General features: G+C 36.7%; 12 protein-coding genes. 2 read left to right on the plus strand and 10 right to left on the minus strand.

Annotated elements, in window-relative coordinates; translation table 11 throughout:
• Window position 1: 1 nt before the first annotated feature.
• Genes OS191_RS00600 through OS191_RS00610 form a run of 3 tightly spaced genes read right to left on the minus strand, consistent with a single transcriptional unit; the run spans window position 2 to window position 2,969 of the window.
• Window positions 2–1,639 (minus strand): glycosyltransferase family 39 protein, encoded by a 1,638-nt coding sequence (locus tag OS191_RS00600; protein ID WP_267153767.1) that lies wholly within the window; start codon window positions 1,637–1,639, stop codon window positions 2–4.
• Complete coding sequence (locus tag OS191_RS00605) at window positions 1,636–2,256, minus strand: lipid-A-disaccharide synthase N-terminal domain-containing protein (RefSeq protein WP_267153768.1); 621 nt, start codon at window positions 2,254–2,256, stop codon at window positions 1,636–1,638. Before OS191_RS00605 ends, OS191_RS00600 begins: the two co-directional genes overlap by 4 nt.
• The gene (locus OS191_RS00610) at window positions 2,253–2,969 is read right to left on the minus strand and encodes a glycosyltransferase family 2 protein (RefSeq protein ID WP_267153769.1); all 717 of its coding nucleotides are present in this window, start codon (window positions 2,967–2,969) and stop codon (window positions 2,253–2,255) included. Before OS191_RS00610 ends, OS191_RS00605 begins: the two co-directional genes overlap by 4 nt.
• 155 nt (window positions 2,970–3,124) lie before the next feature.
• On the opposite strand from OS191_RS00610, the gene OS191_RS00615 reads away from it, so the two are divergent.
• The gene (locus OS191_RS00615; protein WP_267153770.1) at window positions 3,125–4,066 is read left to right on the plus strand and encodes an NAD-dependent epimerase/dehydratase family protein; all 942 of its coding nucleotides are present in this window, start codon (window positions 3,125–3,127) and stop codon (window positions 4,064–4,066) included.
• A gap of 141 nt (window positions 4,067–4,207) precedes the next feature.
• Here the strand turns inward: OS191_RS00615 and meaB are convergent, their stop codons facing one another.
• The gene (meaB, locus tag OS191_RS00620) at window positions 4,208–5,278 is read right to left on the minus strand and encodes a methylmalonyl Co-A mutase-associated GTPase MeaB (protein WP_267153771.1); all 1,071 of its coding nucleotides are present in this window, start codon (window positions 5,276–5,278) and stop codon (window positions 4,208–4,210) included.
• 193 nt (window positions 5,279–5,471) lie between these two features.
• Window positions 5,472–6,026 carry a DUF2911 domain-containing protein gene (locus OS191_RS00625; protein ID WP_267153772.1) on the minus strand — a complete coding sequence of 185 codons (555 nt, stop codon included), beginning with the start codon at window positions 6,024–6,026 and terminating at the stop codon, window positions 5,472–5,474.
• Between the two features lie 267 nt (window positions 6,027–6,293).
• On the opposite strand from OS191_RS00625, the gene OS191_RS00630 reads away from it, so the two are divergent.
• The gene (locus OS191_RS00630) at window positions 6,294–6,767 is read left to right on the plus strand and encodes a hypothetical protein (RefSeq protein ID WP_267153773.1); all 474 of its coding nucleotides are present in this window, start codon (window positions 6,294–6,296) and stop codon (window positions 6,765–6,767) included.
• On the opposite strand, the gene secA is transcribed toward OS191_RS00630, so the two are convergent.
• The 5 genes from secA to OS191_RS00655 all read right to left on the minus strand — a co-directional run bounded on the left by secA (window position 6,736) and on the right by OS191_RS00655 (window position 13,287).
• Window positions 6,736–10,098, minus strand: coding sequence for a preprotein translocase subunit SecA (secA, locus tag OS191_RS00635; RefSeq protein WP_267153774.1), 3,363 nt, complete (start codon window positions 10,096–10,098; stop codon window positions 6,736–6,738). The two genes, OS191_RS00630 and secA, sit on opposite strands and share 32 nt — an antisense overlap.
• Before the next feature lie 163 nt (window positions 10,099–10,261).
• A complete protein-coding gene (locus OS191_RS00640; protein ID WP_007648604.1) occupies window positions 10,262–10,483 on the minus strand; it encodes a DUF2795 domain-containing protein in 222 nt (73 codons plus the stop codon).
• Between the two features lie 269 nt (window positions 10,484–10,752).
• Window positions 10,753–11,325 (minus strand): cob(I)yrinic acid a,c-diamide adenosyltransferase, encoded by a 573-nt coding sequence (locus OS191_RS00645; protein WP_267153775.1) that lies wholly within the window; start codon window positions 11,323–11,325, stop codon window positions 10,753–10,755.
• Window positions 11,326–11,881: 556 nt separating this feature from the next.
• The gene (locus tag OS191_RS00650) at window positions 11,882–12,640 is read right to left on the minus strand and encodes an O-methyltransferase (protein WP_267153776.1); all 759 of its coding nucleotides are present in this window, start codon (window positions 12,638–12,640) and stop codon (window positions 11,882–11,884) included.
• 293 nt (window positions 12,641–12,933) lie between these two features.
• The gene (locus OS191_RS00655) at window positions 12,934–13,287 is read right to left on the minus strand and encodes a GIY-YIG nuclease family protein (protein ID WP_267153777.1); all 354 of its coding nucleotides are present in this window, start codon (window positions 13,285–13,287) and stop codon (window positions 12,934–12,936) included.
• Window positions 13,288–13,623: the final 336 nt, after the last annotated feature.

Here is a 13,623-nt window from a genome sequence, read left to right on the forward strand (position 1 = left end):
CTTACTTTTTCTCGAAAATATAATACACATTTAATAACCTATCGTTATACTGTTTGGAGGCTTTAGAAACACGATTTAAGTTGTAAGTTGTAATCTTTTCAATTTGGAAATTTTCTTCTAGCTTGTTGAGCGTTACCTTATCAATAGGGTCTTTGGTCAATAAACCAAATGTCTTTTCCTTAGGAAATGACTCTAAACCTTCATGCAATGATATAAATGGAATTTTCCCTCCATAATACCACAACATTTCTGGAGAAATATAATTGGTTCCATACATCTTAATGCCTTCACTTTTTACTTCGTCCTTAAGAGTTGAAATAGGGTGGTATGTCTCACTAGTAAATCCTTCCGAAAGAGGTAAAGCGGTTACAATAATACTGGCAAAAAACAGCACGGTCAGTCTAAAAACCATCGTCATATTTTTTCGTTTTAAATATAGAAGGATAAAAACACCAATGGTAACTAATACTATGGAAGCTAAGATATATGAAAACCAATGACTGGAAATGTTCTCCTGTAAAAACACGTATGCCAATACTGGAAAAGCAAGTCCAATACATGCAATGAATCCGAAATTAAAATATACAGGAATCGTTTCACGTGCATCAGTCATGATTTTAAAACGTCTGATGAGGTAATCTATATAAAATCCAATATTGATTGCCAGAGGAATTAAGACAGGCATTAAATACCTCGATTTCTTTTCAGGAATAACCGATAATAATACCACAGCAAAAAGCGTCCAAAGCAAGCTAAATCGATAGGCTTTTAAATGATTGACTCTAGATTTTAAATAGGGATATAATAAGCTTATAAACGCAGGAATGGTCCACAAGCCACTCTGGACAAAAAAGCTCCAGTAATAATAAAATGGCCTGATATTATAGCTGGACCAGTTAGAGGTTTCTTTTTCAGTAATAGCAGTAAAGGTTGCAGGATCTTGAAACCTGACATATACATACCACCAACCTCCAACCACAAGGGCTAAAATAAGAACGCTTAGATAGGAAAAGGCTTTGGCTTTTAGGTGTTTAAATTTATAAGTAAACCCGTAAGCCAATAAAAATGGAAGCATTAACGCATACATGGAGATAGGACCTTTACTTAAAAACGACAAGCCAATAAAGCAGCCGGCTATTAAGGTGTGTTTCCAATACTTTTTATCTTTTTCAAACAATAGAAATAGCTGATAGATGGCAAAGCACATAAAGCCATGAGTAAAAATATCCCAGGGTGCTTCAATAGTAATTCCAATAATATAGAAAGATGTTATGGCTATTCCTGCATGTTGTAAACTTTGTGTTTTGTCTTTTACTAGCAACATGGAGATTTTAAATACAGATACAGCTAACAGCATGATAAACAAAATAGCTGGAAGACGTAAGCCAAAAACACTTTTTAAGCCAAAAACCATTCCGGAAACAGCCGTGAGCCAAGTAGGTAAAGGGGGTTTTTCATAACGTGCTTCACCGTTCATGGTGGTTAATAACCAATTGCCATCCTGTACCATTTCCCGGGCAGTAATAAAATTCCTGGCTTCCATAATGGACACGTTTATCACATCTAGATTTGGTAACAACATGATAGCTGTAAACAAACAAATACTTAAAACAGGCTGCTTTTTAATAATTTTTATCATGTTGATTTATATAATAAAACAAGATTTCTAACGTAAATAACGGTCCCTAAAATATGACCTACAAAAAGCACAGGGTCTTCTCTAAAAATGGCATAAGTTAATATCAAGACCGAGCCAACCAAGCTTAAAACCCAAAAGCCTAAAGGGAGAGTAGATTCTTTGCGTCTTTCAGAATACATCCACTGATACACAAATCTCAATGTAAATATAACTTGAGACACAATGCCTAAAACCAATAACCATAAAGGAATAGCTTCATTTTTAAACAATAACTCCACATCTATGGCATTGTTATTATAATAAAATATCACAATTAAAACAGGCATTAAAAATAAAAACACTTGAACAAGTTTGGGTAAACGCTGCCATTGATTTTGTAACTGTAAATTTCTAATATATATAAAATAGGTGAGAGCTTGCCCTAACATTATGGCAAAATCGTTTCTTAAATATCCATAGATAAACAATAAAAAAGAAGCTATTAAACTCAATGACCAAAACAAGGTTGGCGTAGTAACTTTTTTTTGTTTTTCAGAAGTTAGCCATTGAACAAGGAGTCTGGAAGAGAATAAAATTTGAGCTAAAAACCCAATACTATATATAAGCCAACTACTCATGAGCTCTTTTTAGCGACTGAATAATTAATGTATTTTTTCTTCATCCATAAATAGGCAAAGCAATCCATTAATGGGCCAAATAACCTATTCCATAATCCAAATTTGGCTGTTCCAGCAATTCTTGGAAAATGTTGTACTGGTATTTGAATCACTTTTCCTTCCTGCAATAAAATCATAGCGGGTAAAAACCTGTGTAACCCTTTAAACATGGGAATGCGTTTGGCGTAATCTGTTTTAATAACTTTTAACGGACAGCCAGTATCATCCATGCCATCATGTGTAAAAGCACGACGAATCCCGTTGGCTATAGTAGACGACATGTTTTTTACAAAACTATCTTTTCTATTGGCTCGAACGCCGGTCACCAAATCGTAGGCTCCAATATGCTCTAAAAGTAAATTAAAATCTTCGGGAGCCGTTTGTAAATCCGAATCAATATAACCAACCAATTCGGTGTCAGCATAATCAAATCCAGCTTTTATAGCGGCACTTAAACCTCTGTTTTCTTTAAAACTGATATAGGTAAAATCAGGCTGTCTGTTGCAAATAGCTTCAATAAGTTCCTGACTTTTATCTTTAGACCCATCATTAACAAACAAAATCTTTGTTTTTCTGCTTGCTATTTTGGTGTAGTCCAGTAAGGCCTGCTCAACTCGAATTAAATTATCTTCTTCATTATATACCGGAACTATAATGCTAAATTGGTAACTCATAAATAGATTCTTAGTTCTACAAATGTATTCTTTTTTAAAGAATTCTAATCTTACAGAAAAAAAATGTTTCTTTGTAATAGTTTAAATGCTTCCCAAGTTAAAGTCTAACTGCGATTTTAATTTTTTCTGAAGTACATTAAAATAGTGAAACAAATATGAAAATTTTAGTAACTGGAGCTGTCGGATTTATAGGGTCTCATACAGCAGAGCGTTTACAAAGCTTAGGACATGAGGTTATAGGGATAGATAATTTCTCTCCTTATTATAGCGAGTCTCTTAAAAAGTTAAATGAAAAAGCGCTTTTAGAGAAAGGTGTTACTGTGATTAAAAAAGATTTGCGGGATCAGGATTTGGCCACTTCATTGCCTCAGGATATTGATTATATCTTTCATTTTGCTGCCCAACCTGGAATTTCTAAAACATCAACCTTCGAAGATTATTTTTATAATAATTTAATAGCGACTAAAAACCTGATAGATTATGCTTTGCAGTTACCAGATTTAAAGATGTTTGTGAATATTGGAACCTCTTCTATTTACGGCTTGGAAGCCACTTTCCCTGAAAGTATGGCACCAAAACCAGCGTCGCATTATGGTGTTACCAAATTAGCTGCCGAACAATTGGTGCTTCAAAAATCCAGAGAAAAGCTGATGAAAAGCTGCTCTTTAAGATTGTATTCTGTCATTGGGCCACGCGAAAGACCCGAGAAAATGTACACCAAATTGATTGCTTGTGCATTTAACCATGAGGCCTTTCCTTTGTATCAAGGAAGTGCGACTCATTTACGAAGCTTTACCTATGTTGGAGATATTGTGGATGGGGTAGTAAGTGTTATTGGGAAAGAAGATGTCGTGGATGGTGAAATCATCAATCTAGGCACAGAAGTAGAGCATACCACTCAGGAGGGTATTGAAGCTGTTGAAACCATTATAGGGAAATCTATAACCATTAAGCATGTGGACGCGAGAGCTGGAGACCAGCTACGTACCAAAGCCAATATTGATAAAGCGAGAAAGTTGCTCAATTACAATCCACAAACCACTTTATTGGAAGGCGTTAAACAACAGGTGGCATGGTATCAAGCTCATTTTTTATAGTTGTTAAAAAAAATATATAAAAAAGGGTTTTTAAAAAGAAAGAATATATAATTTCACTCACGTCTCACGTCTCACGTCTCACGTCTCACGTCTCACGTCTCACGTCTCACGTCTCACGTCTCACAACTCACAACTCACAACTCACAACCCCAACAAATAATCAGCTGCAGCAAAGGGCGTTGTTTTATTTTCTTCAATCAACTTAAGTTGCTCTTCTAAGGCGATTTTTATCTCTTTATTATTGAAAAAATGGGACTTTAGATGGTCTTCTATGGTTTGAATCAGCCAGAACTTATTTTGTTCTTGACGCTTTTTATCAAAATAAGTGTTTTTTGAAGTGATGCCCACATAGGTTTGTATCTGTTCCCAAATAGCTTCAATTCCTTCGTTATTCAAGGCACTGCACAGCATGACTTTTGGTTGCCATTCCGAAGTCTTTTTAGGATATAAATGCAAGGCTCTGTTAAATTCTACCTTGGCTATTTTAGCCGATTTTAAATTATCACCATCGGCTTTATTAATAGCAATAAGATCTGCCATTTCAATAATGCCTCGTTTTATACCTTGTAGCTCGTCGCCAGCTCCAGCCAATTTAAGTAATAGGAAAAAATCGACCATACTATGAACAGCAGTTTCACTTTGTCCCACGCCCACCGTTTCAATAATTATGGAATCAAACCCAGCAGCTTCACATAGAATAATAGATTCTCTGGTTTTTCTGGCAACTCCTCCAAGGGAATCTCCAGAAGCCGAAGGTCTGATAAAGGCATTTTTTTCTTTTACCAGGGCTTCCATTCGGGTTTTATCTCCAAGAATACTTCCCTTGGTTAAAGAACTACTTGGGTCCACAGCTAAGACAGCCACTTTCTTTCTTAAACTGGTTAAATGGGTTCCAAAAGCTTCTATAAAGGTGCTTTTCCCAACTCCAGGAACACCGGTTATTCCAATCCTTACCGATTTGTTGGCATGTGGTAAACAGCCTGTAATAATGGTATGGGCTTTGTCAAAATGTAAGGGGTTCTTACTTTCAATAATAGTAATAGCACGACTTAAAGCGGTCATGTCGCCCTTTAAAATTCCAGCAATTAAGTCCTCGGCAGAAGGTTGTTTTTGTCGCCTAGACCTCATTTTTTCTATATAAGAGGTATTGATAGTTGGAGGTTGAATCACCCCATCTTTTTCTTCTAATGCCGATGTTTTTTCTTTAGCCACGACGTCCTGTTTATTCAAAGTTTTAGGTTCAAAATCTGAGAGAACCAATAAAAGATAAAGATATCATTTATTGTTTTGATGAAAAAACAAATTGAAAGTCAAATTCCATATGGAACTTTAAATCTCAAACTTTGAATTTGAAACTTTGAATCTTAAATCGTCCACTACCCACTACCTACTACCCACTACCCACTTATTTCAAAGGCACCACCACCTTCGTGTCATCCCATGCCATAGTTAAAGACAGGTTATCTGTAGAATTGTCAAAACCTATCGTAAACTGTTCTACAGTGGTATCTATTTTTTGAGCAGGAACCTCCACATCTATCACATCAAACTCTGGCTCTCGTAAGGGTTTCATTTCCATATCGACACCCCAAGGATATTGTTTTTTGTTAAACATGACGTGCCAGGTTGAATCACTTGGAATGGTCCATAAGGTATATTTCCCGGCAGGAAGAGAATCAGTCCCAACCTTTAAAGCTTTATTGGTTTCAAAGGTAGTGGCTTCGTTGGCTCCCGTTCGCCAAACTTGATTGAATGGAACCAAGGCTCCAAAAACGTCACGATTGCGTTTGGAGGGTCTGTTATAGAATACTTTTAATTCAATATCGTCTACTTTAAAGCTGACAATTTTTTTCGGACTTAAAGGTTTTTTCAATAAGCCATCGTTTAAAACAGAGTATGTGAAAACACCAATAGCAACAAGTACTAAAAGCCCAATGATCCATTTTAAAAATCTATTCATAACTACTTGTTTTTTTGAGGGATAAAGATACTTCAAAACTTATATTAAGTAAAATTGAAACGCTCATTTCTTTTGAAATATTTTATCCCATTATAATTTATATGAATTTAGTTGAAGATGATCAATTTCATAATTTTTACCAACTACCAACTACCAACTACCAACTACCAACTACCAACTACCAACTACTCCAAAAAAAATCCCAAAGCATAACACCTTGGGACTCATTATATGTATTATAGTAAAACAGGTATGTGTCGTTCAAATATGGCTATAGGTTATTTAAGCACTAATCAAAAATCAAAAATCTCCAATCAAAAATCAACAATCCCCAATCTCCAATCAACAATCCCCAATCTCCAATCAACAATCCCCAATCAGCAATCCTCAATCTCCAATCTCCAATCCCCAATCAACAATCAAAAATCCCCAATCCCCAATCAGCAATCAGCAATCAACAATCTCCAATCAACAATCAAAAATCCCCAATCAAAAATCAACAATCCCCAATCAACAATCCCCAATCAACAATCCCCAATCCCCAATCAGCAATCAGCAATCAACAATCTCCAATCAACAATCAAAAATCCCCAATCTCCAATCAACAATCCCCAATCAACAATCAAAAATCCCCAATCTCCAATCAAAAATCCCCAATCAAAAATCAACAATCAGCAATCTCCAATCAACAATCATCAATCTCCAATCGTTAATCCTCAACCAACACCCAGTCTCCTTTAGCAATTAAAGGCTCGGCTTGTTTGTATTTTAAAGATTTGTTTTCTCCACTCATCACATGTTTGATAGTCACTTTATCGTTTCTTCCAATTTTCGGTCTGTCTCTAACAATAGTTTCCACAACATCTTGTTGTCTTTGTGTGTTTCCGGCAGCCCTACTTTGTGCTGAACGTTCATCCAGATTTGGAATCTCGTCTTTTTGTGTCTGCAGATTTTCCTTTTTTCTGGTTTGTTTGGCTTCTTGAATAGCTGAATTTGCAGAATCTTCCGAAGGAAGTTCTCCTTTAAATAAGAAAGATATCACGTCTTTATTCACTAAGTCAATCATTTCCTTAAACAATTCAAAGGCTTCAAACTTGTAAATTAATAAAGGGTCTTTTTGTTCGTGTACGGCCAATTGCACAGATTGCTTCAACTCATCCATTTTACGTAAATGGGTTTTCCAGGCATCATCAATAATTGCAAGAGCAATGTTTTTTTCGAAATCTGTAATTAGTTGTTTTCCTTCAGTTTCATAAGCTTTTTCAAGATCTGTAACTACTTGTAAGGTTTTTACACCATCGGTAAATGGCACGACAATACGTTTAAATTTATCACGTTGGTTTTCGTATACATTTTTAATCACAGGAAAGGCCATTTCAGCATTTCTTGTCATTTTTTCTTTATAATAATTAAAAGAGGCTTTATATACTTTAGCTGTAATCTCTTGTACAGATAGCTTTCCAAAGTCGGCTTCAGTTATTGGCGAACTCATTGAGAAGAAACGAATCAATTCAAACTCAAAGTTCTTAAAGTCGTTTGCTGCTTTATTCGTTTCTGTAATCCCTTCAGCGGTATCGTAAAGCATGTTGGCAAGATCCACACGCAAACGCTCTCCAAATAAGGCGTGGTGACGACGTTTGTAAACAACTTCACGCTGCGAGTTCATCACATCATCATATTCTAATAGACGTTTTCTAACTCCAAATTGGTTTTCTTCTACTTTTTTCTGTGCGCGTTCAATAGATTTTGAAATCATGGAATGCTGAATCACTTCTCCTTCCTTTAATCCCATCTTATCCATCATTTTGGCAATTCGTTCACTACCAAATAAACGCATCAGATTATCTTCTAAAGACACATAAAACTGCGAGCTTCCTGGATCTCCCTGACGTCCGGCACGACCACGTAACTGTCTGTCTACACGACGCGAATCGTGACGTTCGGTACCTATAATAGCTAAACCTCCGGCATTCTTAACGGTGTCAGATAATTTAATATCCGTACCACGTCCAGCCATATTGGTGGCAATGGTTACCTGTCCAGCATTCCCTGCTTCGGCAACAATTTCAGCTTCTTTTTTATGTTGTTTTGCGTTTAAGACATTATGAGATATTTTTCGAATACTCAACATCTTTCCTAAAAGCTCACTTATTTCTACCGATGTGGTACCAATCAAAACAGGTCGTCCTGCTTCTGAAAGTCTGGTCACTTCATCAATAACGGCATTGTATTTTTCACGTTTGGTTTTATATACCAAATCTTCTCTATCGTCTCTGGCAATAGGTCTGTTGGTTGGAATTTCAACCACATCCAATTTATAGATTTCCCAAAACTCTCCAGCTTCTGTAACAGCCGTTCCCGTCATCCCAGACAGTTTGTTGTACATTCTAAAGTAATTTTGAAGGGTTACGGTGGCAAAGGTTTGGGTGGCCGCTTCAATTTTTACATTTTCTTTGGCTTCAATAGCTTGGTGTAAACCATCGCTATAACGACGCCCATCCATAATACGCCCTGTTTGTTCATCAACAATCATCACCTTATTATCCATCACTACATACTGAATGTCTTTCTCGAATAAGGCATAAGCTTTCAGTAATTGGTTTAGGGTATGGATGCGTTCCGATTTGATTCCGAAATCTCTAAATAAATCTTCTTTTCTCTCAGCTTCTTCCTCTTTCGTCGCACTTTCAGCTTCAATCTTAGCAATTTCGATACCTATTTCTGGCATCACAAAGAAATCTGGATTATCTGGACCAGAAAGATATTCAATACCTTTATCAGACAATTCTATCTGATTGTTCTTTTCTTCAATCACATAGTACAACTCAGCATCCACCTTTGGCATCTCTCTGTTGTTGTCTGCCATGTATTGGTTCTCCGTTTTTTGAAGCAGTTGTTTGATTCCTTCTTCACTTAAAAACTTAATAAGTGCTTTGTTTTTAGGGATTCCTCTATAAACACGTAATAATTTAAAACCGCCTTCTTTGGTATCTCCTTCAGCAATTAATTTCTTAGCTTCAGCTAAAACACCTGTTAAGTATTTGCGTTGTACGGCTACAATATCATCCACTTTAGGTTTTAAAGCATCAAACTCTTGAATATCTCCTTTCGGAATAGGTCCGGAAATAATTAAAGGGGTTCGTGCATCATCCACTAATACGGAATCGACCTCATCCACGATGGCGAAATGATGTGGACGTTGTACCAGATCGTCTGGAGAATGTGCCATATTATCACGTAGGTAGTCAAAACCAAATTCGTTATTTGTTCCGTAGGTAATATCTGCTAAATATGCCTTTTTTCTGGCAGCAGAGTTTGGCTGGTGGTAATCGATACAATCCACAGTTAAGCCATGAAATTGAAATATAGGAGCCATCCACGCGCTATCACGTTTGGCCAGGTAGTCGTTTACTGTCACCAGGTGCACGCCTTTGCCTGCAAGGGCATTTAAGTACATAGGCAGGGTAGCCACTAAGGTTTTACCTTCTCCGGTTTGCATCTCGGCAATTTTACCTTGGTGCATAGCAATACCACCAATAAGTTGCACATCGTAATGCACCATATCCCAGGTGATGTCTTTTCCGGCAGCATCCCAGGAATTAGCCCAAATGGCCTTGTCATTATCTAAGGTGACATAGTCTTTGTCTCCAGAAAGCTCTCTGTCGTAGGTGCTGGCAGTAACGGTAATTTCAGGATTATTTACAAATCGTTTGGCTGTTTCTTTTACTACCGCAAAGGCTTCTGGTAAAATATCATTTAAAACATCTTCGGTAATGGTGTAGATGGTCTCTTTAATACCATCAATTTCCTGATAGATGTCCTCTCTTTTATCAATATCTTCTGTAGCTTCGGCATCAATCATGAGTTTCTCGATGCTGTCGTTATATGGTTTCCTGGCTTCATTAATTTTTTCTTTGAACTCAGCAGTTTTAGCACGAAGTTGGTCGTGAGACAATGCTTCTAAACTGGCCTCAAAGGTTTTAATTTTTTCTACTAAAGGCTTAATAGCCTTCACATCTTGTTTCGACTTATCGCCGACAAATATTTTTAGTACAGAATCTAAAAGGGTCATTTGTTTGTTATTTTTAGTTGTATCAGCTTAAAACTGATAAAATTTTGTTGTGTACTATTAAGGATTATACAACCCTCAAAGGTACGATTTGTAATTAATTTTCCCGAAAAATAAGGCACAAAAAAAGTCTCTTAACGAGACTTTTAATAAAATAGTTTAATTATTAATATTCATCCTCATTCCAGAGGTAATCTTCGTCAGTTGGATAATCAGGCCAAATCTCTTGGATTGATTCATATTGGTCTCCTTCGTCTTCAATAGACTGAAGATTTTCAACTACTTCCAATGGGGCACCTGTTCTAATTGAATAATCAATTAATTCATCTTTAGTTGCTGGCCAAGGCGCATCGCTTAAATAAGATGCTAATTCTAATGTCCAATACATGTTATAATTGTTTTAAATTTTTGCAAAAATAAATTTTTAGTTCATATAAACAAGAAAAAAAACAATTAATTACTCATTATTAAAAAGAACGTATAATCTCTGTGATGCTTACTGAAATTAAAATGGTTTTAACTAGTCATAGGATTCTCTATTTACAGTTTAAAACCTTGGTTGTTACATGAGGTGATGGCAGTAGTGCTTCTAATGTCTTCAATCATTTTCGCTACTTGAAAGATGTTATCATTCAATCAAATCAGCTCATCATCAAATCAATACTTCTCAGGCAGCCATTTAATTTCGTCTGCTTCTAAGTCTGAGGACAACTTTCGTGCCAAGACAAAAAGGTAGTCAGATAGACGGTTTAAATACATCAGGGTATTGGGCTCCACAGGTTCCAAATCGTTTAAAGCAGTTGCTAAACGTTCTGCTCTACGACAGACACAGCGTGCTATGTGACAGAATGACACGGTTTGATGCCCTCCCGGAAGAATGAAGTTTGTCATAGGAGGCAGGCTATCATTCATCTGGTCCATTTCTTTTTCTAAACGGGTGATATTCTCGTCTGAAATCTTTGGAATGTTCAAGCGTTCTTTTCCGCTTTTAAGAATGGCCTTCTCTGGATCTGTCGCTAAAACGGCGCCCACAGTAAAAAGACGGTCTTGAATATGCGATAACACATCTTTGTAATGTTGGTCTATCTTCTGGTCTTTTAGTAAGCCAATATGGGCGTTGAGCTCATCGACGGTGCCATAACTTTCAATACGAATATGGTGCTTGGGAACGCGTGTACCTCCAAAAAGGGCTGTGGTGCCTTTATCTCCTGTTTTTGTGTATATTTTCATGGGTTTCAATTCAAAGTTTGAAATTCAAAGTTAATGGATAAGGGGGATAAGGCAAAAGATTTGCTTTTATATTTTTAGGAGAAATAAGTTACAGATTATTCACGCATTAATATTTAAAACAATGGAGTTCATGGATGTATTAGTCGTGTCGTTCCTAAGTCTCTGCCTGTCTGCCGGTCCACCTGCCGTAGGCATGGCAGGCAGGGGTTTGTTTTAAAATTGTAGATTTATATTCTTCAAACGCCCCTTTCTTTACCTCCGTTGCCCTTCGGTAAATTCATTCCCCTCTTCATCTGAAGAGGGGAGCCTTGCGCAGTTAGTGTTTATTAGTACTTGTAATATAATTAATAATATTTTTTTTAAGTAAACTTGAAAACAAGATTTGTTCTAAATATTTGAAATAAATAATAACAATCTAGGCTCCTCCCTTCAGTTGAAGGGAGGTGGCTAATCCGACCTTGGAGGATTAGACGGAGGGTTTGTTTAGTCCATTTCCCAACATATCTGGTAAGTCTATATTAAGAAGTTTCTGGGAATTTGTTCTCAACTTCCTATTTCACAATCGAATCCTAAAATGCTCCTTCACCTGTTCTTTTCTAAAAAACACCAAGCCCCAAAAAAAGGTATCCACAGTCACTTTTACTTCGGGGTGGTTTTTAATGGTTTCCCAGGCGGCTGTCATGCCTTCAGACCAATAGATATCATCAAAAATAAAAAGAGTGTCGTTATGGGCTTTTGGGAGTAGCTTTTCAAAGTATCTCAACGTGGCTTCCTGACTGTGATTCCCATCAAAAAACACCAAATCAAAGGAATCTTGCTCAAGCTGATCGATATGCCTGTCGAAGTCGCCAATTAAAAGTTGGAGGTTTTTGATGTCTCCCAAATGGGCTTTGGCTGTGTTGGAAATATTGGGACAGCCTTCTATGGAAGTCATCATCGCATCCGGATTCCCAAGATGTAAAGCCTGAGTCGCAATCCCTACAGAAGTGCCTAGTTCTAAGATGTTTTTAGCCTGAAAATATCTAGTCAGCCTAAATAATAGTTTCGATCTTTTAAAACTGCTTCCAGAATGTTTGGCTAGAGAGGAAACCGCTCTTGTTTTGTTAGCCGATACTTTAGACCCGGCTCCTAAATCGCTAATCTCCAATACCTGCTTATTGGCGACTAAGGTTTTCCTATAAGCCTTTAGCTGTTTGTATTCTGGATAGTTTTTAGAGTCGTAAAAACATTGGGTCACCAAATCATACACAAAAGGGGAGTGCACCCCGTGTTGGTTGGTGGATTTTAAGAGGAACTTGATGTACTGTTTTACCATTATTAGAACTTCGGTTTTGTTAGCACTTTGATGTTAAGATATCACTTTGATGTTTCAATCTTCCAATGTCAGTCTGAGCTTGTCGAAGACCCTTCCAAGTGAGACAACAAGTTTCCAATGTCAGTCTGAGCCTGTCGAAGACCTTTACTAAATTAATGTTTTTTTTGAAAGCACTTCGACAAGCTCAGTGTGACAACAATCTTCCAATGTCAGTCTGAGCCTGTCGAAGACCCTTCCAAGTGAGACAACAGGCTTCCAATGTCAGTCTGAGCCTGTCGAAGACCTTTACTAAATTAATGTTTTTTTTGAAAGCACTTCGACCCTTCCGAAGACCCTTCCAAATCTCCGTATTTACCAAACTGAGTATAATTTTTAGAGTATTCAATCAATTTGTCCCAATCTTCATTTATGAGAGCTATCTTTTTTCTTCTACTCCATCCTTTTAATTGTTTTTCTATAGTTATCGCTTCTTCTGGACTTGTAAACATTTCTAGCCATTTAAGAGTTACTGGTCTTCTGGAATAAGTATATGAATTTTTATCTAAACCACTATTGTGTTGATATAATCGCTTTTCAATGTTAGAACTTACACCAATATAAAATGATGCGTCAGAACATTCTAATATGTAAACGTAGTAGAATTTCATTATTAATTTATTTGTTCATGTCAGTCTGAGCCTGTCGAAGACCTTTACTAAATTAATATTTTTTTGATAGCACTTCGACAAGCTCAGTGTGACAACAGGCCTCCAATGTCAGTCTGAGCCTGTCGAAGACCTATACTAAATTAATATTTTTTTTGAAAGCACTTCGATACTTCACTTCGTCAAGATCAGTGTAGCACTTCGATAGGCTCAGTGTGACAAAAAAAAGCTAAGCTAACAGTAACAAGAATTCAATGCTTCGACTACTCAACAGCAACCAACTCCACAACAAAACAGACAGATAGGTTAACAGTTTTCGGTTTTTAAAAAAGAAACTTT

The sequence above is a fragment of the Xanthomarina sp. F2636L genome (assembly GCF_026410195.1).
Lineage (GTDB): Bacteria > Bacteroidota > Bacteroidia > Flavobacteriales > Flavobacteriaceae > Xanthomarina.

Bases quoted from the DNA above. Each gene is read 5' to 3' on its own strand.
- OS191_RS00655 (WP_267153777.1), bottom strand. From the start codon at position 13,287: ATGAAATTCTACTACGTTTACATATTAGAATGTTCTGACGCATCATTT.
- OS191_RS00650 (WP_267153776.1), bottom strand. From the start codon at position 12,640: ATGGTAAAACAGTACATCAAGTTCCTCTTAAAATCCACCAACCAACAC.
- secA (WP_267153774.1), bottom strand. From the start codon at position 10,098: ATGACCCTTTTAGATTCTGTACTAAAAATATTTGTCGGCGATAAGTCG.
- OS191_RS00610 (WP_267153769.1), bottom strand. From the start codon at position 2,969: ATGAGTTACCAATTTAGCATTATAGTTCCGGTATATAATGAAGAAGAT.
- OS191_RS00645 (WP_267153775.1), bottom strand. From the start codon at position 11,325: ATGAAAATATACACAAAAACAGGAGATAAAGGCACCACAGCCCTTTTT.
- OS191_RS00640 (WP_007648604.1), bottom strand. From the start codon at position 10,483: ATGTATTGGACATTAGAATTAGCATCTTATTTAAGCGATGCGCCTTGG.
- OS191_RS00625 (WP_267153772.1), bottom strand. From the start codon at position 6,026: ATGAATAGATTTTTAAAATGGATCATTGGGCTTTTAGTACTTGTTGCT.
- OS191_RS00605 (WP_267153768.1), bottom strand. From the start codon at position 2,256: ATGAGTAGTTGGCTTATATATAGTATTGGGTTTTTAGCTCAAATTTTA.
- OS191_RS00615 (WP_267153770.1), top strand. From the start codon at position 3,125: ATGAAAATTTTAGTAACTGGAGCTGTCGGATTTATAGGGTCTCATACA.
- OS191_RS00630 (WP_267153773.1), top strand. From the start codon at position 6,294: ATGGCTATAGGTTATTTAAGCACTAATCAAAAATCAAAAATCTCCAAT.
- OS191_RS00600 (WP_267153767.1), bottom strand. From the start codon at position 1,639: ATGATAAAAATTATTAAAAAGCAGCCTGTTTTAAGTATTTGTTTGTTT.